General features: G+C 41.4%; 22 protein-coding genes, 2 pseudogenes and 2 riboswitches. Of the genes and pseudogenes, 5 read left to right on the forward strand and 19 right to left on the reverse strand.

What is annotated here, in order from left to right:
* Window positions 1-104 precede the first annotated feature (104 nt).
* The 9 genes and pseudogenes from Q4A91_RS02795 to Q4A91_RS02835 all read right to left on the reverse strand — a co-directional run bounded on the left by Q4A91_RS02795 (window position 105) and on the right by Q4A91_RS02835 (window position 9,279).
* Entirely contained in the window at window positions 105-365 is a 261-nt protein-coding gene (locus tag Q4A91_RS02795) for a SemiSWEET family transporter (protein WP_303205111.1), read from the reverse strand.
* Between the two features lie 210 nt (window positions 366-575).
* Window positions 576-659: pseudogene (locus Q4A91_RS02800) on the reverse strand (VOC family protein); the annotation flags it as partial.
* Between the two features lie 225 nt (window positions 660-884).
* Window positions 885-1,520: an ATP-binding cassette domain-containing protein gene (locus Q4A91_RS02805; protein ID WP_303205112.1), complete on the reverse strand. Its 636-nt coding sequence runs from the start codon at window positions 1,518-1,520 to the stop codon at window positions 885-887.
* 1 nt (window position 1,521) lies between these two features.
* Window positions 1,522-3,519, reverse strand: a complete 1,998-nt coding sequence (locus Q4A91_RS02810; protein ID WP_303205113.1) for a DUF1430 domain-containing protein — start codon at window positions 3,517-3,519, stop codon at window positions 1,522-1,524.
* A gap of 305 nt (window positions 3,520-3,824) precedes the next feature.
* Window positions 3,825-4,172 (reverse strand): VOC family protein, encoded by a 348-nt coding sequence (locus tag Q4A91_RS02815; protein WP_303205114.1) that lies wholly within the window; start codon window positions 4,170-4,172, stop codon window positions 3,825-3,827.
* 110 nt (window positions 4,173-4,282) lie between these two features.
* Window positions 4,283-6,058: a pyruvate oxidase gene (spxB, locus tag Q4A91_RS02820; RefSeq protein WP_303205115.1), complete on the reverse strand. Its 1,776-nt coding sequence runs from the start codon at window positions 6,056-6,058 to the stop codon at window positions 4,283-4,285.
* A 212-nt stretch (window positions 6,059-6,270) separates the two neighbouring features.
* Window positions 6,271-8,493 (reverse strand): heavy metal translocating P-type ATPase, encoded by a 2,223-nt coding sequence (locus tag Q4A91_RS02825; RefSeq protein ID WP_303205116.1) that lies wholly within the window; start codon window positions 8,491-8,493, stop codon window positions 6,271-6,273.
* A gap of 9 nt (window positions 8,494-8,502) precedes the next feature.
* Window positions 8,503-8,873: pseudogene (locus Q4A91_RS02830) on the reverse strand (cupredoxin domain-containing protein).
* A gap of 10 nt (window positions 8,874-8,883) precedes the next feature.
* Entirely contained in the window at window positions 8,884-9,279 is a 396-nt protein-coding gene (locus tag Q4A91_RS02835; RefSeq protein WP_303205117.1) for a CopY/TcrY family copper transport repressor, read from the reverse strand.
* 183 nt (window positions 9,280-9,462) lie between these two features.
* Window positions 9,463-9,561, forward strand: a riboswitch (TPP riboswitch).
* Between the two features lie 84 nt (window positions 9,562-9,645).
* On the opposite strand from Q4A91_RS02835, the gene thiD reads away from it, so the two are divergent.
* The gene (thiD, locus tag Q4A91_RS02840) at window positions 9,646-10,437 is read left to right on the forward strand and encodes a bifunctional hydroxymethylpyrimidine kinase/phosphomethylpyrimidine kinase (RefSeq protein WP_303205119.1); all 792 of its coding nucleotides are present in this window, start codon (window positions 9,646-9,648) and stop codon (window positions 10,435-10,437) included.
* A 44-nt stretch (window positions 10,438-10,481) separates the two neighbouring features.
* Here the strand turns inward: thiD and thiE are convergent, their stop codons facing one another.
* The 8 genes from thiE to lctO all read right to left on the reverse strand — a co-directional run bounded on the left by thiE (window position 10,482) and on the right by lctO (window position 17,123).
* A complete protein-coding gene (gene thiE, locus Q4A91_RS02845; RefSeq protein WP_303205121.1) occupies window positions 10,482-11,114 on the reverse strand; it encodes a thiamine phosphate synthase in 633 nt (210 codons plus the stop codon).
* A complete protein-coding gene (locus Q4A91_RS02850) occupies window positions 11,107-11,910 on the reverse strand; it encodes a hydroxyethylthiazole kinase (protein ID WP_303205123.1) in 804 nt (267 codons plus the stop codon). The genes thiE and Q4A91_RS02850 overlap by 8 nt, the downstream gene beginning before the upstream one ends.
* Entirely contained in the window at window positions 11,910-12,434 is a 525-nt protein-coding gene (thiW, locus tag Q4A91_RS02855) for an energy coupling factor transporter S component ThiW (protein WP_084922010.1), read from the reverse strand. The genes Q4A91_RS02850 and thiW overlap by 1 nt, the downstream gene beginning before the upstream one ends.
* A gap of 2 nt (window positions 12,435-12,436) precedes the next feature.
* A complete protein-coding gene (tenA, locus tag Q4A91_RS02860; protein WP_303205124.1) occupies window positions 12,437-13,129 on the reverse strand; it encodes a thiaminase II in 693 nt (230 codons plus the stop codon).
* A 10-nt stretch (window positions 13,130-13,139) separates the two neighbouring features.
* Window positions 13,140-13,790: an energy-coupling factor transporter transmembrane component T gene (locus tag Q4A91_RS02865; protein ID WP_303205125.1), complete on the reverse strand. Its 651-nt coding sequence runs from the start codon at window positions 13,788-13,790 to the stop codon at window positions 13,140-13,142.
* A gap of 1 nt (window position 13,791) precedes the next feature.
* On the reverse strand, window positions 13,792-15,177 hold the full coding sequence (locus Q4A91_RS02870; protein ID WP_303205127.1) for an ATP-binding cassette domain-containing protein: 1,386 nt from the start codon (window positions 15,175-15,177) through the stop codon (window positions 13,792-13,794).
* Window positions 15,178-15,690: an ECF transporter S component gene (locus tag Q4A91_RS02875; RefSeq protein WP_303205129.1), complete on the reverse strand. Its 513-nt coding sequence runs from the start codon at window positions 15,688-15,690 to the stop codon at window positions 15,178-15,180.
* Between the two features lie 59 nt (window positions 15,691-15,749).
* Window positions 15,750-15,838, reverse strand: a riboswitch (TPP riboswitch).
* Window positions 15,839-15,986: 148 nt separating this feature from the next.
* On the reverse strand, window positions 15,987-17,123 hold the full coding sequence (gene lctO / locus Q4A91_RS02880; protein ID WP_303205130.1) for an L-lactate oxidase: 1,137 nt from the start codon (window positions 17,121-17,123) through the stop codon (window positions 15,987-15,989).
* A gap of 208 nt (window positions 17,124-17,331) precedes the next feature.
* On the opposite strand from lctO, the gene Q4A91_RS02885 reads away from it, so the two are divergent.
* The 4 genes from Q4A91_RS02885 to Q4A91_RS02900 are packed head-to-tail and all read left to right on the forward strand — an operon-like array spanning window position 17,332 to window position 20,286.
* Window positions 17,332-18,012: an amino acid ABC transporter permease gene (locus Q4A91_RS02885; protein WP_303205132.1), complete on the forward strand. Its 681-nt coding sequence runs from the start codon at window positions 17,332-17,334 to the stop codon at window positions 18,010-18,012.
* A complete protein-coding gene (locus tag Q4A91_RS02890) occupies window positions 17,972-18,649 on the forward strand; it encodes an amino acid ABC transporter permease (RefSeq protein ID WP_303205134.1) in 678 nt (225 codons plus the stop codon). Before Q4A91_RS02885 ends, Q4A91_RS02890 begins: the two co-directional genes overlap by 41 nt.
* Window positions 18,650-19,408 carry an amino acid ABC transporter ATP-binding protein gene (locus Q4A91_RS02895; protein WP_303205135.1) on the forward strand — a complete coding sequence of 253 codons (759 nt, stop codon included), beginning with the start codon at window positions 18,650-18,652 and terminating at the stop codon, window positions 19,406-19,408. It abuts the gene before it with no gap.
* 11 nt (window positions 19,409-19,419) lie between these two features.
* Window positions 19,420-20,286: a cysteine ABC transporter substrate-binding protein gene (locus tag Q4A91_RS02900; RefSeq protein ID WP_303205137.1), complete on the forward strand. Its 867-nt coding sequence runs from the start codon at window positions 19,420-19,422 to the stop codon at window positions 20,284-20,286.
* 56 nt (window positions 20,287-20,342) lie between these two features.
* On the opposite strand, the gene pyrE is transcribed toward Q4A91_RS02900, so the two are convergent.
* Window positions 20,343-20,975, reverse strand: coding sequence for an orotate phosphoribosyltransferase (gene pyrE, locus Q4A91_RS02905; protein WP_303205138.1), 633 nt, complete (start codon window positions 20,973-20,975; stop codon window positions 20,343-20,345).
* Between the two features lie 33 nt (window positions 20,976-21,008).
* Window positions 21,009-21,710: an orotidine-5'-phosphate decarboxylase gene (gene pyrF, locus Q4A91_RS02910; protein ID WP_303205140.1), complete on the reverse strand. Its 702-nt coding sequence runs from the start codon at window positions 21,708-21,710 to the stop codon at window positions 21,009-21,011.
* Window positions 21,711-21,797 lie beyond the last annotated feature (87 nt).

Here is a 21,797-nt window from a genome sequence, read left to right on the forward strand (position 1 = left end):
CTATTATACTAAAAAGGAGGCAAAAAGTTTTGAACTCTCTGGATAATGATAGCACTAAACTTACTTTTATATATACGAAAAAAAGACTGAAACCAGTCTTTTTTTTAAATCAAAGCTGTGATAGCCGTTACCAGACCGAAAACGATACCTGGTGCATTAGCAGCCGCGAGGGGAATATCTCTTTCTTTCTTGAAAAGACCGTAATAAACCCAGAGACTACAGTTGATGGCTGCGACTAAGGGTTGGATGAAGTTGCCTTTTTGACCAGCCAAGTTGTTCATGATTTGTGGGAAGTAAGAGACATACATCATAACAGACATAAAGGTCGCTACCCAACCCAAAATTTTCATTTGTTTTTCATACATTTTCAAAACCTCTTTCATTTTTATGAATCATATTTTATAATCTTTCTTCAAAACAATCAAGACTTTGAAGCTTTTGTTATAAAGATGTAAACTATCACAATCTTCTGATAAGAAAGAGGAAACAGAAAAAGACCGGATTGCTCCGATCTTTTTAAGTTCCGCTCTAAGAATGTTTAAATTTTTAGATAAAAAATTTGATAATAGAATTACCTACTTCATACGATAAAAATCAATCACTAGACCAGCAGGACCTTTTACAAGCAAGGACTCTGTTCCCCAATCAGGTTGAACAATAAAACTATCATACACTCATTCATAAAAACAGTATCTTTTAATCCTTTTCTTCACGAACATAATTGTAGATAGTAATACATACAGATAAAAAACTAAAAAGACAGATCATTTGTATGATGATTTTTACAGGTTGACGAAGTAAACCAAACTGAGTTAGGATAACAAAAAGAGAGGAGCCTGCTATCATTACCTGAAAAAAGATAAGCGTCAAACTAAATCGGTTTTTCATTTCTGCTCATTTCTTACCACTATCACTTCATCTAAACGCTCATAAACGCTTTTATCATGAGTCGCAATGATAATAATACGTTTTTCATTTTGTAACCCAAGAATCAAATCAATAATCTCTCGGCTATTTTTTTCATCCAATGGAGCCGTAGGTTCATCCGCAAGTACAATTGGAGAATCCTTTAGCATGACTTTAGCTATGGCAACACGTTGGGCTTCCCCACCAGATAAAGAATAAATTTTCCGATTCAAATCGAGCTGGAGATGAACCTTTTTTAATGCTTCACACATTTGTTCCACTTTATCTTTTCTGGAAAGTTTCTTGCCAATAAAAGCCAATTCCAAATTATCTTTAATACTCCTGTTTTCAATTAATCCATAATTTTGAAAAAGATAGCTAACAAAATCTTTAAAATAAGTTTTTTCCTTTATCTTTCTATGGTCAATGCCATTTATTTCTACTGTACCATTTTGAGCTGTTTCTAGCTTTCCAATGATATTTAACAAAGTTGTCTTACCAGCACCTGATTCTCCTATCAAGGCATAAGATTTCCCCTCACAAAACTGATAAGAGTAATCACGAAGAACAACATGCCCATCAAATGTCTTTTGAATATCTCTTAACTCAATCATATTACCCTACTTTCAGATACAAGATACTACTTGTTTGGTGTTGCCTTAATTGAAAGAAAAAGAGTGCGAGAAAACCAACAGCCATAAAAATAGGAAATAACGTAACCAAGATTGGGAGATGTAAGAAAGTATCCAAACCTGCTAATAAAAAGTAACCACACATCAAGGTAAGCAAGTAAAAATGATGAATCACAATAAGAGATTTTCCTGCTAAACGTTCAATAAAATAAGTCTTACGCCCTTGATAAAAATAAAGTGTATTTAACAAAATCATCAACAAGATGGAAGTAGCTAGACTAATGCACGACGCAATCAAGAGTAACAATCTTTCCACTGTCACCTGTTGGATTTTTGATTCAAAAGAATAAAGACCATTAGTAAAGCTTCCGATATGTGCTGTCATTTTATACTGTTTTATAATTTCCCTGAGTTGCTCAGGATGGTCAAAAACATAGTTTGATATATCAAATCCTGCAACTTCTTGTCTTTCATAAGCAGATCCATACACGATAATAATCGGATCGTGAACAAAACTATCTCGATTAACTAAGTAATGTACAGAAGTAAAAATCGGATAGATAAAGAGGTTTTCTCCTCCCTCATAAGTCGCAACTTCCACTCTTTCATCTGGATGATTTTTCCTAATTGGTGCATTATCGGGTGCAAATCCCTTTTGAACAAACCGAGACCAAACCTTTTTCAAATCCTCAATCTTATTTTCCTTACTCTTTGGAATTAAAATCAAACGATCAAAGTCTCCCATTTGTTCAAAGAAAGCTTGTCCTTCTGTGTTTAGTTGAAGACCACTTTGCTTAATGAACTTTCGATTAACTTTTAGTTGATTTGAAATATTTTCAGAAGTTGGATAATCAGAGTTTTTCTGAGAATTACTAGACATAGCAATATAATCTAAAGTAGTTCCAATGTATAGTGGCTCAGTTTTTGAGATTAAGTCACCGTAAAATGCCTGTACTCTTTCTTTATCAACTTTCTCCTCTCCTGTATCAAGACCATGAGTCGCAAAATAGCTAGGATATTGTGTCCACGCTTGCTTCCCTTCTTCCAAGGTTCTCACTTGTCTAGTCATATCCACCACCCCATAAATGCTGTACATAACCGTTAGGAGTGAAAAAATCTGTGTTACAATAACCAAAACAAAAATCAAATGCAAGGGAGCTTTCCCCTTAAGGGATAGGTTCATCGGTTGTCTCTGTAAGATATGATAAAACAGATTGGAGGCAAAAAAGTTTAGAAAAAGTAGAATGACTAACCAAGCTAGTAAGGGAAATCCAATCAATTCTATAGCAAGTAATGTAGCATTTCTTTGTAAAATAAGTATAAGAATAGCTAGTACAAATACAATGCTAGCACTCTCTACTAAAAAAAGACTCTCTTTCCAAATTCCCCTAAGGGCAATCTGATACTTACCTAATCCTGATATTCTCTTGATACTGACCGATCGAATATTAACAATATAGTCCGCAACCAGGAGTGTAAGAAAAGAAATTAGAAAAACAAAGGCTATCATAATAGCTTGTGGATAGACTAAGAGAAATTTTAAGAGGGCGAGTCCAGAATTTGCTTCCACAGCATTCGCTTGATGTCCCTTTTCAATCAATCTGCCTGCCAAATCTTGAGCGCTTAGATTTCCTTTGACAATAATATAAAGAGTATTATATGAATCATTTTGAATAAGTCCTTGGTTCTCTTGTAAGGGTAAATCTTTTGGTAGTTCTCCTCCAATAGGAATGTAAGTGTTTTCCACCTCACCTCTCTCATTTTCTTTAATATCTACTATTCTCCTCGCCAGAACAGTTCCAGTATCTTCTGCAATTTTCTGTAAATCCGTAGCAATGGAACTAGTCGAACTCACAACATCAACTTTCTGACTATAACCTCCCAACAATTCACTCTTATAGTGGTAAACAAAGAGAAGACCGACAAGGGTTATCAAGATAAAGGAAGAACATGCTAATATTTTTTTTAATAAACCATACATAGATGACTCCTTTTATACGAAAAAAGAGGGGAAATCACCTCCCCTCCCTACTCACTAATCAATACCAATTAAGACTTTAATAAGATACATGCTTTAAAAACGCATTATTTCCTCCTTCCTAATTTATTTAAAGCACTCACTCCACCTATATTTATGTTCATTATAGCGCAACAAGAAAGCGCTATCAATAATTTGTGTGCTAAAAACCGTTATAAAAAGACCGGATTGCTCCGATCTTTTTATAATTCACATTCTCAATTTCTGTTTTAAAAATAGCTAAGGTTAACGTCAAATGACTAAGCGCCCTACTTCATACGATAAAAATCAATCACTAGACCAGCAGGGCCTTTAACTAGTAGCGATTCCGTTCCCCATTCGGTTACAGCTGGACCGTTTAAAACTGTGATACCAAGATCTTTCAACCGTTGGTAGTTCTGCTCTACATCCTCAACCTCAATGTGAAGAATGATTCCTGACTGAAAGTTTTCCAAAGGAACCAAATGATTTTGTGATAACATGAGGCAGTGACTGCCAATCGTGAACTGTGCAAAACTGTCGTCAACATAATCGGCTTTTTTATCCAAAATACGCTCCAAGTCAGCACAGACTTGAGGAACATCTGAAACGATGATATCTAATTGATTTAAATTCATTTACTATCCTCCAGAAAAAGGCCGGATTGCTCCGATCTTTTCAAGTTCTGCTCTAAGAAAATCAAAGAATAAAATCTACAAAGTTTACATTTGATTTTTGATGAGAGAAATTATTTGATTGCGCGTGATTGCAATCCTTCTTCTTCCAAGAAGAGGCGGAATGGTACGAGTTCTTCTGCTTCGTATTTTTCCTTGAAGGCTTTGATTGCTTCTTCTGAGTGTTGTTTTGGATCCAATTCAAGTACTTCTACTGGAAGTGGACGATGTTGAGAGATGCGAGCATCGATAACAACAGTTTTACCTTCTTTGTTCAATTTAACAGCTTCTGCAACAACTGCATCGATATCTTCGATACGGTCAACTGTAAATCCAACAGCTCCTTGTGCTTCAGCGATTTTCGCGTAGTCCGCGTTAGGGAAGTCACAACCAAACAAGTGTTTGTTTGTATCTTCGTATTTGTCCTTGATGAAGGCATATTTACCATTTGAGAAGACAACGTTGATAACTGGAAGGTCGTATTGAACGTTTGTGATAACGTCTGGGTAGCACATGTTGAATGCACCGTCACCCATGATGTTCCATACTTGGCGATCTGGATTGTCTTTCTTAGCAGCGATACCACCAGGAAGGGCAATACCCATTGTCGCAAAGAGTGGAGATGTACGCCACATGTTCTTAGGTGTCATGTGAAGGTGACGAGTAGATGTTTGAGTAGTGTCACCTACGTCGATTGAGTAGATAGCGTCTTGGTCAGCATGTTTGTTGATTGCATTGTAAACTTGGTACAATTGCAATTCACCCTCAGTTTTACCTTCGAGTTTGTTCATGTAATCACGCCAGTTTTGGTTGTTCTTCACGTTTGCACGCCACCATGGAGTAGATTCAACTGGGTTCACTTTGTCAAGAAGGGCTTGTGCTGCTTGACCTGCATCACCAAGAATAGAAGCATCAAGGGCATGACGTTTACCAAGTTTGTAAGGGTCGATATCGACTTGGATGAATTTTTCAGTGTTCTTGAAGGCTTCGTAAACTTCAGCAAATGGGAAGTTTGAACCAAGGAAAAGAACTGTGTCTGCTTCAAAGACCACTTCGTTGGCTGGTTTCCAACCAACACGGTAAGCAGAACCTGTCAAACCTTCATAGTTCCATTCAAACGCTTCAAAGTTTTTACCAGTTGTGATGATTGGTGCTTTAATTTTACGTGACAATTCAGTAATCACTTCACCAGCTTTAACACCACCGTAACCAGCGTAGATAACTGGGCGTTCAGCATTGTTCAAGATTTCAACAGCTTTGTCGATTTCAACTTCGTTCAAGGCAGGAGCGATGAATGAACGTTCGTACGAACCTGAACCGTAGTATGAGTTTTCGTCGATTTCTTGGAAACCGAAGTTTACTGGGATTTCAACAACAGCTGGACCTTTTTTAGAAACTGCAGCACGGCAAGCTTCGTCGATTACTTTTGGCAATTGCTCAGCGTAAGCTACACGTTTGTTGTAGACAGCGATACCATTGTACATTGGGTTTTGGTTCAATTCTTGGAAGGCATCCATGTTCAATTCATTAACAGGACGTGATCCAAGGATAGCAAGGAATGGAGTGTTATCCATAGCTGCATCGTAAACACCGTTAATCAAGTGAGTCGCACCTGGACCACCTGAACCAACTGCAACCCCGATTGAGCCGCCGAATTTAGCTTGCATAACCGCTGCAAGAGCACCTGTTTCTTCATGGCGAACTTGCAAGAAGCGGATATCTTTGTCTTCAGCCAAAGCGTCCATCAATGAGCTGAGTGTTCCTGATGGGATACCGTAGATTGTGTCTACGCCCCATGTTTTCAATACGTTGAGCATTGCTGCAGATGCAGTAATTTTCCCTTGAGTCATAATGATAACTCTCCTTCAAATATTTTTAAAACTTGATAAATCCGTTTTCATATACTAATTGGAAACGTTTCAGCAAATTTTTACTCTACTACTTTACCACATTTGTTTTGGGTCTCCTAAGAATGTGCTCAGAAGTTTTTATTCTCTATTACAGTACAGTTTGAAAACGTTTTATATAACTGTTTTATAATAAAAAGCGAGCAAGCCCGCTTTTAGTCTATTCTACTAAAGTTTAGCATGAGTGAACTGGTCAAAACAGATACAGAACTAAAGGCCATGGCTAGACCAGCCAGTTCTGGATTGAGGGCCAATCCAATTCCTGAAAAGACTCCTGCAGCAATCGGAATTCCGATGACATTGTAGATAAAGGCCCAGAAGAGGTTGAGAAGAATACGATTGAAGGTTTTCTTGCTCATATCAAAGGCGCGAACCACTCCTGTCAAATCATTGTGAGTAAGAACAATCCCTGCCGACTCAATAGCAATATCGGTTCCTGCGCCCATGGCAATCCCGACATCCGCCACACTGAGAGCTGGCGCATCATTGATACCATCTCCGATAAAGGCTACTTTACCAGCCTGTTGAAGTTGATGGATTTCATGCGCTTTTTCTTCTGGCAAAACACCAGCAATGACCTCTTCGATACCAATTTGATCTGCAATAGCTCGCGCCACGCCAGCATTATCTCCTGTCAACATCACTGTTCGGAGACCACGTTTTTTCAACTGACTGATGGCAAGCTTGGCATTTTCCTTGGGGATATCCTGTAGGGCAAGCAAGCCTTTGATTTCATTGTCAACAGCCAAGTACACAACTGTCTTAGCTTCTTTTTCCAATTCTTCAAGTTTTTCCTGATAAGCACTCGAAATATCCATGCCATCTAGCATTTTAGCATTTCCAAGCAAGACTTGTTTCCCATTGATTTGCCCTGAAACACCTTTTCCGTGTAGGGCTTGGAAATTTTCTACAGGTTGAAGTTCAAGTCCTGCTTCAGTCGCCCGCTTGACAATGGCTTGAGCCAGAGGGTGTTGAGAGGCCTCTTCCAAAGAGGCAGCTAAGCCGAGCACTTCTGTCTCGTCGCCAATGATATTAGTAACAACTGGTTTTCCTTCTGTCAAAGTTCCTGTCTTATCAAAGACAAGAGTTTGGACTTTCTGGATTTCCTGTAAGACGGTTCCATTTTTGAGGAGAACTCCCATCTTGGCACTCCGTCCTGTCCCCACCATGAGGGCTGTCGGTGTTGCAAGGCCTAGGGCACAAGGGCAGGCGATAATTAAAACTGCCACCCCATAAAGAAGAGAGGTCGCAAAGCTAGCCCCAAGCAAAACAAACCAAACCCAAAAAGTCAGAATCGCTAAAATGACAACTGCAGGGACAAAAATTCCTGAAATCTTATCCGTCAAATCCTGAATCGGTGCACGGCTCGTTTGAGCTTTCTTCACAAAGTCCACAATCTGTGCCAAGACAGTCTCTGAACCAACTTTTTCTGCTTTAAAAACAAGGGTACCACTATTATTGATGGTGGAGCCAATGACAGTATCTCCAACTGTTTTGTCTACTGGCAGGCTCTCACCTGTCACCATGGATTCGTCAATACTGGACATACCTTCGACTACAACACCATCAACCGCAATCTTTTCACCGGGATGCACCCGAATCAAGTCGCCTACCTTGACTTGGTCCAAGGGAACTTGAACATAGCTATCATCACGCAAGACTTCTGCTGTTTTAGCTTGTAAATTCAGTAATTTCTCCACAGCTTGGGAAGTATTTTTTCGCATTTTTTCCTCAAAAACGGCTCCCAAAAGAACAAAGAAGAGGATAAATCCAGCACTTTCAAAGTAGACAGGAAGCCCAGTAAAGAGAGCAACTAAACTATAAATATAGGCTACTAGAGTTCCCAGTGCCACTAAGGTATCCATGTTGGCATTGTGCCTTTTAAAGCTGGCCCAAGCACTCTGAATATAAGGACCACCGGCAACTAGCACGATAGGTGTTGTAGCTAAAAAGGTACCCCAATGCATGACTGGGTGACTAATAGTCCCTGTCAACATCCCAATCATGAGAATAACAAGAGGCAGGGTAAAGATACTGGTAATCCAAAAACGTTGCAAAAGTGACAAAGATTTTCGCGTCTTCTCAACTACGGTATAGCTTCCCTTTTGCATTTTCATACCACATGAAAATTCATGTTGACCTAATTCTTGAGGTGTAAAACGAATTGTCTTCTCCTCGTCTACACCGATTGGTTCTAGAATTCCTTCTTCTTCAAAAAGAATTTCCTTGTAACAGTTTGAAGGGGTGGCACGATGAAAGGTAATCTCAGCTGGAATCCCTTTTTGAAGCTGAATATGGGCTGGATGATAGCCTTTTTCAGCTGTGATACGGATTTTTTGAATGCCATTTTCTAGGCTTGCTTTCACAATTTCTGTCATCATTTCCTCCTACTCTACAATCATCTTACCGTGCATCATGTTCATACCACATGCAAAGCCAAATTCTCCAGCCTGCTCAGGCGTGATTTCCACTACATACTCTTCACCCATAGGAAGATCCGCATGCACACCAAAGTCTGGAAAACAATCTGATCCAGACAGGGTGAAGGGTCCTTACGGTCAAAGACAATACGGGCTGGCACTGATTTCTTGAGGATAATCAACTCAGGCGTATAGCCTCCCATGACTTCCACTCGGATCTCTTGGTATCTCTTTTTTTGCTGGGCCTTCTGTCCAGATTTTTCAGGCTTTTTGAAAAACCAAAACAAGATAAACGCAATAAGGGCAATACAAACAATGGTTACAGTACTATTTAACATGACGTCTCCTTTACATACAATTACATCTTACTTCAGCAACTGCGCTAGCTTTTTTCTCAGAAATCACAGCTTCCAAGTCTTCCAGGTCAGCCTGAGTAAAATCACATTCGACAATCAAATCAGCCAACAAGTTCTTAATCCTACGAGAACAAACCTTGTCTTTGATATCTTGGACAAGCAAGTCTCGACTCTGGTCCAGAGTTAAAAGGGCTGAATAGACAAAGGACTTGCCCTCTTTTTTCCTGGTCAGGCACTCTTTCTCAACCAGACGAGCCAAAAGGGTTTGAACTGTAGACTTGGACCAGTCAAACCGCTCCGCCAGAACCCTGATCAAATCCGTACTGGTCTGTTCTCCCTGCATCCAAACAATCTTCATAACCTGCCATTCTGCATCTGAAATCTGCATCAGTACACCTCCAAAATCTACATTTGTCAATTATGTTTCTAAGTATACTCTCAAAATCTACATTTGTCAATTATAAATGTTCTTATTTCTTTGAAAAATAGAATTTTAATCCTGTAACGAGAGATTTGCAGTCAAATTTTACTATATAAACTATAAAAATATGCTATACTGAAGAAAAAAGAAAACAACCACTAGGGGTGCGTAAAGCTGAGATTAACGACTGTTAGATCCCTTTGACTCAATCTAGGTAATGCTAGCTGATGGAAGTGGAAATGATAATGAGGACTAGCTGGTCTTCTATTGCTTTCCTCAAACAGACTAGCTTGTTCTTAAGAATACAAACTTCAGTTGGTTGGGAGGTTTTAGATGACTTATTTACCCGTTGCTCTATCCATTGCAGGGACTGACCCTAGTGGCGGTGCTGGCATTATGGCTGATTTAAAGTCATTCCAAGCTAGAGATGTCTATGGAATGGCCGTTGTGACCAGCCTTGTCGCTCAAAATACCAGAGGCGTTCAATTAATCGAACACGTCTCCAACCAAATGCTGGAAGCTCAATTGGAGAGTGTCTTTTCGGATATCAAGCCTCAGGCTGTAAAAACAGGGATGTTGGCAACTACTGAAATCATGGAGATCATCCAACCCTATCTTAAAAAACTGGACTGCCCCTACGTGCTTGACCCTGTTATGGTCGCAACAAGCGGGGATACCCTAATTGATACTAGTGCGAGAAGCTACCTAAAAACAAATCTGCTTCCCCTTGCAACCATTATCACACCCAATCTTCCTGAAACAGAAGAGATTGTTGATTTCTCAATTCATGACCCAGAAGACATGCAACGTGCTGGTCGCCTGATTTTAAAAGAATTTGGTCCTCAGTCCTTAGTTATCAAAGGTGGTCATCTTGAAGGTGGTGCCAAGGATTTCCTCTTTACCAAAGAGGAACAATTTGTTTGGGAAAGGCCACGAATTCAAACCTGTCATACCCATGGTACCGGATGTACCTTTGCTGCAGTGATTACGGCTGAACTTGCCAAGGGCAGAAGTCTTTATCAGGCAGTAGATAAGGCCAAGGCCTTTATCACAAAAGCCATCCAAGACGCTCCTCAACTCGGTCATGGTTCTGGTCCAGTCAACCATACAAGTTTTAAAGATTAAAAAACTCTCTAGTTCCCACTTTAAGGGAATTAGAGAGTTTTTGATTAGGAAATCATGTCATCCAGCTTTGTTAAAATGGTATGCGCTTTTGCCTCAATATCTTCTGCCTGCATCAAATCACGGACTACAGCTACACCAGCTATACCAGTTGTAGCAAGTTGGTCAATGTTCTCTGACGTCAAGCCTCCAATAGCAACTACTGGAATGGCGACCGTTTGGCAAATGGTTTTCAAGGTTGAAATCTGGGTGATAGGTGCATTTTCTTTGGTCGTAGTCGGGAAAATGGCTCCTGTTCCCAAGTAATCCGCACCCGATGTTTCTGCTTCGAGGGCTCTTTTAACCGTTTTAGCAGTGACACCGAGGATTTTGTCAGGACCCAAGACTTGGCGAGCAACCGAAACTGGTAGTTCATCGTCGCCAATATGCAGACCTGCAGCATCTACTGCAAGACAGACATCCAAACGATCATCGATAATCAAGGGGACCTGATAGGCGTCGGTTATTTCCTTGACTTGTTTTGCCAGATGATAGTATTGATTGGTGGTGAGATTTTTTTCTCGTAGTTGGATGATGGTAACACCTGAATGGCAGGCCGTCTCGACTTTTTCAAGAAAGTTTTCCAAGGAATCTTGGTAGCGATTGGTTACCAGATATAGTCTGAGTGTTTCTCTATTCATAAAGGTCTCCTTTAATAGCATCTAGCCAGTTTTCATCTCTTTTTAGGAGAGAGAGCTGATTGAGAACTTGGTAACGAAAATCTTCCAATCCCATTCCTTGAACAATTATTCTCTCAGCAGCGATATTGAGATAAGAAACTGCTAGGCAGGAAGCTTCAAAGGCAGTCTTTCCTTGGCTGAGAAAAACGGTTGTCAAGGCTCCAACCAGGTCTCCTGTCCCTGTTATCCAGTCCAATTCTGCACAGCCATTCCTCAATACAGCAACTTGATTTTCCGAAACGATGAGATCCTTGGGGCCAGTGACTAGGAACGACATACCAGGATAGGTCTGACACCAGTCTTTCAAGGCTTGAAGCAGATCCTCAGTTTCTTGATCCTTATGGCTAGCATCAACTCCAACTCCGTGGTGCTTTAAACCAACAAGACTTCGGATTTCCGACATATTTCCTTTAAGGACTGTGGGCTTGTATTCTAAAAGTTCTCTAACTAGATTCTTACGAATGGGAGATGTTGCTACGCCAACCGCATCTACTACCATTGGGAGACAAGTTTGAGCTACATAAGAAGCTGCCGTACGGATTGCTTTTTCCTTCTCAGCAGACAAATGTCCCAAATTGATGAAGAGAGCTTGGCTTTGTTTAGTAAAATCAAGAACTTCACGAGGGTCATCTGCCATGACAGGTTTGCATCCTAGAGCCAAAATGCCATTAGCCAGCATCTCACAGGAAATCTCATTGGTGATGCAGTGAATCAAGGAACTGGTTGCCAGAGGGAAAGGATTTGTAAATGCCTGCATCAGTCTATCCTTTCTCCAAAGAAATATCCTTGTACTTTTTTAAAGAATTCCTGCTTGATTAAAAATCGAAAGGCAATAAGGGAAATCGCTGTACCGATCAAGGTTGCTCCAAAAAATCGAGGAGTGTAGATAAACCAGCTAAGCTTGGCCGCAGATCCTGTAAAGAGAACCATAACAGGATAGGAAACAATAGAACCGATAATACCTGTTCCCAAAATCTCTCCTAGAGCAGAATAGTGAAATTTCCGGCCGTACTTATAAAAGAGACCTGCAAGGAGGGCTCCGAAAGTAGCTCCCGTGAGGGCCAAAGGGGGAATGCCCTGAGTAGACATACGGATAAAGGCTGTGACTGTAGCCATGACCAAGGCATAAACAGGCCCCATCAAAATTCCTGCAAGAATGTTGACTACACTGGACATCGGTGCCATCCCTTCAATTCGAAAGATGGGTGTAAGAACTACGTCAAGGGCAATCATCATGGATAAAATGGTTAATTTGTGAACTTGTAGTTGGTGGTTTCTCATTTTTATTTCTTTTCTTTTTCTAAGGACTGCAAATCACTCGTCCATGTTTGGTGCTGGTAAGCCATCTCCCAAAACTTGGCTTCCATGTGGACACTTCGGTGGAAGGCCTCTAGCATTTTTTGTTTGTCCGTCTCGTCGCTTTCGCGATAGAGCTGATTGACCAGGGCTTCTTCCTCTTTAATCTGCTGTTCTAACTCATCGGTAATATAGGTTTCAATCCACTGTTGATAAAGAGGATTCGGGGATGGTTTGCGATTAAGTTCCTTGCCTAAATCATGGTATAGCCAAGGACATGGGAGCAAACTAGCAAAAGCAATGCCCAAGTTTGGCTCTGCAAATTGACGATAAATATGAGAAATGTAATGATAACAGGTTGAAGCGATTGGATGTTGCTCCATTTCCTGGTCGCTGATTCCTAATTCCTTGAAAAATTGTTGGCGGATAAACAACTCACCCTCCACTAGACTCTGGGCATTTTGTTTCAAGAGTCTTTTCATTTCCTCGTTTGAAGTCTTATCAGCTAAGAGGCGATAGGCTTCTGAGAAAGCCTTCAGATAGTAAGCATCCTGAATCAGGTAATAGCGAAAGATGGAAGGTTCTAAATCCCCCTCTTGTAACTGTAATACAAATGGGTGATGAAAGGAATCCTGCCAAGCTTCCTTGGATAATCCCATCGCAATATCTGTAAATTCCATAATAACTCCTTTATAGAAATAAACTGGTTTGAAGTAATAAAAAGAACAGCAGGTAGATTAATTTTGTTTTTTTAGAAATATAAAAAGTCCGATAGCGATTCTCCAACTGCACATGTTCGTCATATCCATGTGCAGACAGAGCTCTCAAGTAGAGATGGCGCCATCTAAAGACCGTCATCAGAACCTTGCTGTAAATCAAGGGCGACCAAACATTCAATTTTTGACCACGCAATAAGCAAGCTTCCTTGAGGGACTTGATTTCTTGCTGAATGAGGGGAAAGGCATTGAATACCACAATCAAGGCATAGGCCCAAGACCGTGATAACCCCTTTTGAGCCAAGTACAAGAGAAGCTCTTTTAAGGAAATACTGGAAACAAAGACAAGGCCGATACAAACCGTCACAAAAGCCCTCGTCCCAAGTATCACTGCCTGCGAAGCATCCCCATGTGACTGAACTGCCCAGTAGTTGGCCAAAGATGGTAAGATGGCGAGCACAATCATCCAAGCCAACATTTTAAATCGACGATAATAGAGCATAAAGAGGATGCAAAATGCGACTACAGAAAGATTCAGAGCAATCGAAGGAATGAAAGATGTTTCCAAGGATAAAATTAGAAAGAAGAGGCTGATAACTGGTGTCTTGGTTGCTACTTTGATCATACTACCTCACCTCCCCTAGAGTATCATTGTTCAGAGAGGGGAGAGGTTTGCTGATGATCACGTCTTGGAGATGACTGAGCCCCTCACTAGTCATCTCAATCCAATAATCAACCACAGAGATTAAGGGATCTAAACGATGGCTAATGATCAAAAAACTTCTTCCTTGGTTTCTGTCCTCCAGAATCCACTGACAGAAATAATGGCAAGCTCTATCATCCAAACCAGCAAATGGTTCATCTAGCAAAATCACAGACGCCTTGCTGGTCAAGATGGTCAATAGCTGAAGAATCTTTTGCTGGCCACCACTTAATTGATAGGGACTCTTATCAAGCGCCTGCTCCAGATTAAAATATCGTAAAGCTTGGAGAATCCGCTGATTTCTTTCCGAGTCTGGACTATCTAATTGCAGTTCCTCTTTCAGACTGACTCGGATAAATTGCTTCTCAGCTTCCTGAACAACACCCGTCAAGTCACGATACACACTCTTTTTCTTTTTCAGGACCGAACCCTTCCAAGTAATGCACCCCTTATACTTTTGAAATTGAAGAATGGAGCGAAAGAGGGTTGATTTCCCAACACCATTATCACCCAAGATACAGGAAATTCCTTGGTAGAATGTAAAATCAGCAATCGAAAAGAGGGGACGATTACCCAGCTCACAAGTCACACGGTCCATATGGAATAGTTTTGGACTAGAAACAACTTCCTTTGAAGCAACCTGTGTCATTTCAGAGCAAGGGATTTGAAACACCTCCCTTAACTGGCCGTCTCTTAGCTCCACCATATGGTCGATATAGGCTTCATAGTCTGATAAATCATGGTCACACAGGATGACTGTCTTCCCATCAAGAGCCAACTCTTTTAGAATCTCCAATATCTCCAGCCTACTCTTTCGATCAATGGAAGCGAAGGGCTCATCCAAGAGATAGACTCTAGGGTTCATAGCAAAAAGAACAGCCAGTGCAGCCTTTTGCTTCTCCCCACCTGATAAGTGATGAATTGGACGGTACAAAATCGCCTTGCAGCGACATTGCCGGACCACCTCAGCTATTTTAGCATCAATCTCCCGCACAGGATGGCCAATATTTTCCAAGGTAAAAATCAGCTCCTCAAACAAGTTCTCCATGGTAAATTGGTGATTGGGATTTTGAAAGAGAATGCCAACCGTCTGAACACGTTCAACGATTGAAAGCTGACTGACCTGGTTTCCATCTATCAGGACTTGACCACTATAAGGTAAGGAAGTGACCTGGGCAATGATTTGAAAAAGGCTCGATTTTCCTGAACCACTGCTCCCAACTAACAAGGTAAAAGCTTGCGCGTGAAAAGTAAAAGCAATCGGTTCCGAAAAGATTGGTGACTGAATCCCCCGTAGTTCCAGCCCCATCTACGCCTTGCCTCCGGCCGCAAACTGATGATAGAGTTTGACAATGGCACGAACCAAGATGGTACAGAAGAAAAAGACGGAAATAAAACGCACCACCAGCAAGGAAAAGACAAAAGGAAGGGAGAAGGCATAGTAACCTAATTTAATGTATTCATAGACAAAGCTAAAAAGGGTAATTCCAATACTATTAGCAGTTAGAGAGAGCCAACTTTCATAACGATTCTTGGTTACGAGAAAACCAAATTCACTTCCCAAACCTTGAACCAAACCAGACAAAAGAGCACCTAGACCGAATTGACTACCATAAAGGACTTCAGCAAGCGCAGCGAGTACTTCTCCAATCGTTGCGCTTCCGACTCTTGGAACAAAGATAGCCGCAATGGGCGCAGCCATACACCAGAGACCAAAGAGGATTTCATTGGCAAAAGCCTGTAAACCAAGAGGGGCTAAAATCAGGGTGAGGATATCAAACAGATAGCCTGAACCCACAAAAACGCCACAAAAAAACTCCAATTACAAACGAGAATTAGAGTTTAGCTTACAAGATTAGACAGTTTCCTTCAACATACGAAAAAAACCTTTTCACATTTCCCTTCGCCAGTCTTAACTGTATCAGGTTCAATGGGTATCATCTCAGCCTAAAGCACCCCAAATGTCTTTATTATTTAATAACTGGACCAGTATAACAGAATTTGAAAGCCCTAGCAAGATATTTGACCGGAAAATATATTTATATATTTTCTGATAACGATTTAATCTTTCTATACACGAAGAAAAACCTCCACATCAGGTGGAGGCCATCTTCTTTATCAATACAATTTCAAATCACGAGGATCGACTGAGAAGGTTGGGTTGTATGGGTTATGACGGAGTTTGAAGTGTTTGACATCTTCAATAGTCTGAGTTCCAGATAACTGCATGACTGTCTTCAATTCTGCATTCAAGTGCTCAAAGACTTGACGCACACCAACACTACCACCGAGAGCCAAACCATAAATAACAGGGCGACCAATGGCTACCAAGTCTGCTCCTGAAGCCAAGGCTTTAAAGACGTGTTGACCGCGACGAACACCAGAGTCAAAGACAATTGGTACACGTTTATCAACTGCTTCAGCAACTTCTTGAAGTGAGTCAAAGGCAGCTGGTCCACCGTCGATTTGGCGACCACCGTGGTTGGTTACCCAGATACCAGAAGCACCTGCGGCAAGAGAGCGTTCAACGTCCTCACGGCATTGTGGGCCCTTGACATACACAGGAAGTCCTGAATACGCAGCGATGAATTCTACATCGCGTGGAGACAAGCGTTGTTTGGCTGACTTGTAAACAAAGTCCATTGATTTTCCAGCACCTTCTGGCAGGTATTCCTCAACAATCGGCATGCCAACTGGGAAGACAAAACCATTGCGCTTATCGACCTCACGATTCCCCCCTACAGTTGCATCTGCTGTCAAGACAATCGCTTTGTAGCCTTCAGCCTTCACACGGTCCATGATATGGCGGTTAATCCCGTCATCCTTACTAAAGTAAAATTGGAACCAATGAGGTGTCCCTTGAAGAGCTTCCGTAATTTCTGGAAGGTCAACGGTAGAGTAAGAGCTAGTTGTATAAAGAGAACCAAATTCATGCACACCACGCGCAGTAGCCACTTCCCCCTGCTCATTTGCCAATTTATGAGCCGCAACAGGCGCCATAATAATTGGTGAAGATAATTTTTCACCTGCAAATTCAATCTCTGTACTTGGATTTTCAACATCACAAAGCGTATGAGGAACAATAAGTTTGTGGTTAAAGGCACGGATGTTCTCGCGTAAAGTGAAAGTATCCTCTGCTCCACTAGCGATATAACCAAAAGCAGCTTTAGGAATGACTTGTTGAGCCATTGGCTCCAAATCATAGGTGTTAATAAAATCTACAGGTCCTTCTGCATTGCTTGTTTTATATGACATAAAGTGTCCTCCTTATTAAGTAAGCGTTTACTTTTTTTACATAAACTATCTTATCTCTTTTTCAGAATCCTTTCAAAAATTTTGTCTGGAAATTTCAAAGCACAGGCATGATAAATATTTTCTATCATTGTGATAAAAAATTCATATTATCCAAACATGCCCTTTAGTGCTACAATAGCTATATTATTCCTAGATGGGAGGTTCTATTTTGGATTGGTCCATTGTTGAACAATATTTACCACTCTACCAAAAGGCATTTTTTCTGACCCTACATATCGCAGTTTGGGGAATTTTGGGTTCTTTTCTTGTTGGTCTAATTGTTAGTGTCATTCGTCATTATCGCGTTCCTATCTTTTCACAGCTAGCAACAGCTTATATAGAATTGTCACGAAACACGCCCCTTTTGATTCAGCTCTTCTTCCTCTACTTCGGGCTTCCCCGAATAGGGATTGTTCTTTCTTCAGAAGTCTGTGCAACAGTCGGACTCATCTTTTTAGGTGTCTCCTACATGGCTGAATCTTTCAGAAGCGGACTGGAAGCAGTTAGTCAAACCCAGCACGAGATTGGTCTAGCCATCGGTCTAACGCCTATACAGGTCTTTCGCTATGTGGTTCTTCCGCAAGCGACTGCGGTATCCCTACCGTCCTTTAGTGCCAATGTCATTTTCCTCATCAAAGAAACCTCAGTTTTCTCTGCAGTAGCCTTAGCCGATCTCATGTACGTAGCCAAGGACTTGATTGGACTCTATTATGAGACAGACGTTGCACTAGCCATGTTGGTAGTTGCTTACCTGATCATGCTTCTACCCATATCTCTAGTCTTTAGCTGGATAGAAAGGAGGCTCCGCCATGCAGGATTCGGGAATGCAAGTACTCTTTCAGGGAAATAATCTCCTGCGAATCTTACAAGGATTGGGTGTCACGATTGGAATTTCCATTCTCTCTGTCCTTCTATCAATGATTTTCGGAACAGTCATGGGAATCATCATGACCTCCCATTCTAGAGTTATTCGTTTTTTAACACGTTTTTATCTGGAATTTATACGTATCATGCCCCAGCTGGTACTACTTTTCATCGTTTATTTCGGCTTAGCTCGAAACTTTAATATCAACATCTCAGGCGAGACTTCGGCTATTATTGTTTTTACCCTCTGGGGTGCAGCTGAAATGGGGGACTTGGTACGTGGAGCCATCACTTCCCTCCCTAAACATCAGTTTGAAAGCGGACAGGCTCTGGGCTTGACCAACTCCCAACTTTACTATCACATTATCATTCCACAGGTCTTGAGAAGACTACTACCGCAAGCCATCAACCTTGTTACTCGGATGATTAAAACCACTTCATTACTTGTCTTGATTGGGGTTGTGGAAGTTACCAAGGTTGGACAACAAATCATCGATAGCAATCGCTTGACCATCCCAACCGCTTCCTTTTGGATTTATGGAACCATTCTTGTCCTGTATTTCGCAGTCTGTTTTCCTATTTCCAAACTATCCACTCACTTAGAAAAACATTGGAGGAACTAAATGTCTGAAACTATTTTAGAAATCAAGGACCTAAAAAAATCCTTTGGAGACAATCCCATCCTCCAAGGCCTTTCTCTAGATATCAAAAAGGGAGAAGTTGTGGTCATTCTAGGACCATCTGGTTGCGGAAAAAGCACCCTCCTTCGTTGCCTCAATGGCTTAGAAACCATACAAGGTGGAGATATTCTTCTGGATGGCCAGTCTATTGTTGGCAATCAGAAAAACTTTCAACTGGTCCGCCAAAAGATTGGCATGGTCTTTCAAAGTTATGAACTCTTTCCTCACCTAGATGTCCTTCAAAACCTCATCCTAGGCCCTATCAAAGCTCAGGGACGAGACAAGAAAGAAGTAACGGAGGAAACTTTAAAACTACTGGGACGTGTGGGTTTGCTCGATAAAAAAGACAGTTTTGCTCGCCAATTATCTGGTGGACAGAAACAACGAGTGGCGATTGTCCGTGCCCTGCTCATGCATCCAGAAATTATCCTCTTTGACGAAGTGACGGCTTCACTGGATCCAGAAATGGTGCGTGAAGTTCTGGAACTCATCAATGACTTGGCTCAAGAAGGGCGCACCATGATTCTGGTAACCCACGAAATGCAGTTTGCCCAAGCTATTGCAGACCGCATTATCTTTCTCGACCAAGGGAAAATCGCTGAAGAAGGAACGGCTCAGGAATTCTTCACCAATCCACAAACCAAACGAGCACAGGAATTTTTAAACGTCTTTGACTTTAGCCAGTTCAGCTCATATCTATAAAGGAGATTTTTATGAAACTACTCAAACCAATTCTAACTATTTTTGCCCTAGCCCTTGCGCTTATCTTTGTCACAGCTTGTAGCTCAGGTGGAAGCTCTGATGCATCATCAGGGAAAACAACCGCAAAGGCCCGCACTATCGACGAAACCAAAAAAAGCGGTGAGCTTCGAATCGCCGTATTTGGAGACAAAAAACCATTTGGTTATGTTGACAACGACGGTTCTTACCAAGGTTACGATATTGAACTTGGGAACCAACTGGCACAAGACCTTGGTGTAAAGGTTAAATACGTCTCTGTTGATGCTGCCAACCGTGCGGAATACTTGATTTCAAACAAGGTGGATATCACCCTTGCCAACTTTACAGTTACTGACGAACGTAAGAAACAAGTTGACTTTGCCCTTCCTTACATGAAAGTATCACTCGGTGTTGTGTCACCAAAAGATAAAGTCATCAAAGACGTTAAAGAATTAGAAGGCAAAACCTTGATTGTTACAAAAGGAACGACTGCTGAAACTTATTTTGAGAAAAATCACCCAGAAGTAAAACTCCAAAAATATGACCAATATAGCGATGCCTACCAAGCCCTTCTTGACGGACGTGGAGATGCCTTCTCTACTGACAATACGGAAGTCCTAGCGTGGGCTCTCGAAAATAAAGGATTTGAAGTAGGAATTTCTTCCCTCGGTGACCCAGATACCATCGCACCAGCAGTTCAAAAGGGTAATCAAGAACTTCTTGACTACATCAACCAAGAAATCGAAAAACTTGGTAAAGAAAACTTCTTCCACAAGGCTTATGAAAAGACGCTTCATCCAACCTACGGTGATGCTGCTAAGGCAGATGATCTAGTTGTTGAAGGTGGAAAAGTCGACTAATACTTTCCAAAAATAAAAAATCAGGTAATCCTAGTGACTACCTGATTTTCTATGTTTTAGGCATTTTGCCAATTTTCTTGGTCTTCTTTAAAGCGTTTTAGGAGAGCGAGGCCTTCTGGTGTGATGTAACCTTCTTCTTGGGCTAAGTGGATCAGTTCACTGTAGTTAGAAAGTGTCACCAATTTTACACTAGCGTCTGCAAAGTTCTTATCTGCTTTCGGCAATTGATAGCTGAAAATCGCTACGACACCAAGGACATCGGCTCCTTCCCGTTTAGCAGCTGCTACGGCTTCAAGAACAGACCCACCCGTTGAAATGAGGTCTTCAACCACTACCATCTTTTGACCTTGTGCTACGCGACCTTCGATTTGGTTACCAGCTCCGTGGTCTTTTGGTTTGCTGCGGATGTAGGCAAAAGGCAAGTTCATCTTGTCAGCAATGATCGCTCCGTGTGGAATTCCTGCTGTCGCTGTTCCTGCAATCACTTCTACTTCTGGAAATTCTGCTTTAATAGCTTCCACAAAACCATTTTCAATCAAGCTACGAGTTTCTGGATAGGCAAGCGTCACACGGTTGTCAGTATAAATCGGTGACTTGATACCTGATGCCCAAGTGAAAGGTTCTTCTGGTTTGAGGTAAACAGCTTGGATTTTCAAGAGGTGGCTAGCGATATCTTTAGCAAGTGTCATAGTATTCTCCTTTTGTTTTTATAATCTATTTCTTTAATTTCTGTCTTGGTTCCATTCATCCTTGATAGCATGATAAGCTGCAACAGGATCATCAGCTTGGGTAATGGGACGTCCCACTACGATATAATCACTACCGATTTGATAAGCATCCGCTGGTGTCATGACGCGTTTTTGGTCTCCAACCGCAGCTCCCGCTGGACGAATTCCCGGTGTCAAACAGATAAAATCTTTGCTTGTTGCTTCTTTGATAAGCTTGACTTCCTGAGCCGAGCAAACGACACCGTCCAAGCCCGCTTCAGCTGTCTTCTTGGCATAGTGAATCACAGACTCTTGCAGGCTGGTTTGGATATTTTGAAAATCCTGCATCTGGCTTTCCGACGTTGATGTCAGCTGGGTCACAGCGATCAATTTTGCTTGTGTCCCCAGACCTTCACGCGCAGCCTTCATCATCTCCACACCACCAGCAGCATGAACATTTGTCATGTCTACACCAAGCTGAGATAAGACCTTCATGGCAGATTTGACTGTATTTGGAATGTCATGTAGCTTGAGGTCCAAAAAGACACTATGCCCCAGTGATTTCAAATAACGGACAACTTCCGGACCTTCCGCATAATAAAGCTCCATCCCTACTTTTAGATAAAGACTTTCTTCTGCTGGGAAAAGAGATAAAAATTCCTTGACTGCCTCAAAACTAGGAAAATCAAGAGCAATAACTGGACGATGTTTACGCATACCTTTCTCCTTTTACCTTTGCGAGCAAGAGAGGATGGTCAAAAACAAACCACGAAAAAAGGAACCTGCCAACAGCAAGGTTCCACG

The organism is Streptococcus sp. (assembly GCF_030528045.1).
Classification (GTDB): domain Bacteria; phylum Bacillota; class Bacilli; order Lactobacillales; family Streptococcaceae; genus Streptococcus.

Bases quoted from the DNA above. Each gene is read 5' to 3' on its own strand.
- Q4A91_RS02825 (WP_303205116.1), bottom strand. From the start codon at position 8,493: ATGACAGAAATTGTGAAAGCAAGCCTAGAAAATGGCATTCAAAAAATC.
- Q4A91_RS02865 (WP_303205125.1), bottom strand. From the start codon at position 13,790: ATGATCAAAGTAGCAACCAAGACACCAGTTATCAGCCTCTTCTTTCTA.
- Q4A91_RS02890 (WP_303205134.1), top strand. From the start codon at position 17,972: ATGCAGGATTCGGGAATGCAAGTACTCTTTCAGGGAAATAATCTCCTG.
- Q4A91_RS02850 (WP_303205123.1), bottom strand. From the start codon at position 11,910: ATGCAGGCATTTACAAATCCTTTCCCTCTGGCAACCAGTTCCTTGATT.
- tenA (WP_303205124.1), bottom strand. From the start codon at position 13,129: ATGGAATTTACAGATATTGCGATGGGATTATCCAAGGAAGCTTGGCAG.
- Q4A91_RS02815 (WP_303205114.1), bottom strand. From the start codon at position 4,172: ATGAATTTAAATCAATTAGATATCATCGTTTCAGATGTTCCTCAAGTC.
- Q4A91_RS02870 (WP_303205127.1), bottom strand. From the start codon at position 15,177: ATGGGGCTGGAACTACGGGGGATTCAGTCACCAATCTTTTCGGAACCG.
- thiW (WP_084922010.1), bottom strand. From the start codon at position 12,434: ATGAGAAACCACCAACTACAAGTTCACAAATTAACCATTTTATCCATG.
- spxB (WP_303205115.1), bottom strand. From the start codon at position 6,058: ATGACTCAAGGGAAAATTACTGCATCTGCAGCAATGCTCAACGTATTG.
- Q4A91_RS02900 (WP_303205137.1), top strand. From the start codon at position 19,420: ATGAAACTACTCAAACCAATTCTAACTATTTTTGCCCTAGCCCTTGCG.
- Q4A91_RS02805 (WP_303205112.1), bottom strand. From the start codon at position 1,520: ATGATTGAGTTAAGAGATATTCAAAAGACATTTGATGGGCATGTTGTT.
- lctO (WP_303205130.1), bottom strand. From the start codon at position 17,123: ATGTCATATAAAACAAGCAATGCAGAAGGACCTGTAGATTTTATTAAC.
- Q4A91_RS02810 (WP_303205113.1), bottom strand. From the start codon at position 3,519: ATGTATGGTTTATTAAAAAAAATATTAGCATGTTCTTCCTTTATCTTG.
- thiD (WP_303205119.1), top strand. From the start codon at position 9,646: ATGACTTATTTACCCGTTGCTCTATCCATTGCAGGGACTGACCCTAGT.
- pyrF (WP_303205140.1), bottom strand. From the start codon at position 21,710: ATGCGTAAACATCGTCCAGTTATTGCTCTTGATTTTCCTAGTTTTGAG.
- Q4A91_RS02795 (WP_303205111.1), bottom strand. From the start codon at position 365: ATGTATGAAAAACAAATGAAAATTTTGGGTTGGGTAGCGACCTTTATG.
- Q4A91_RS02835 (WP_303205117.1), bottom strand. From the start codon at position 9,279: ATGCAGATTTCAGATGCAGAATGGCAGGTTATGAAGATTGTTTGGATG.
- pyrE (WP_303205138.1), bottom strand. From the start codon at position 20,975: ATGACACTTGCTAAAGATATCGCTAGCCACCTCTTGAAAATCCAAGCT.
- Q4A91_RS02895 (WP_303205135.1), top strand. From the start codon at position 18,650: ATGTCTGAAACTATTTTAGAAATCAAGGACCTAAAAAAATCCTTTGGA.
- thiE (WP_303205121.1), bottom strand. From the start codon at position 11,114: ATGAATAGAGAAACACTCAGACTATATCTGGTAACCAATCGCTACCAA.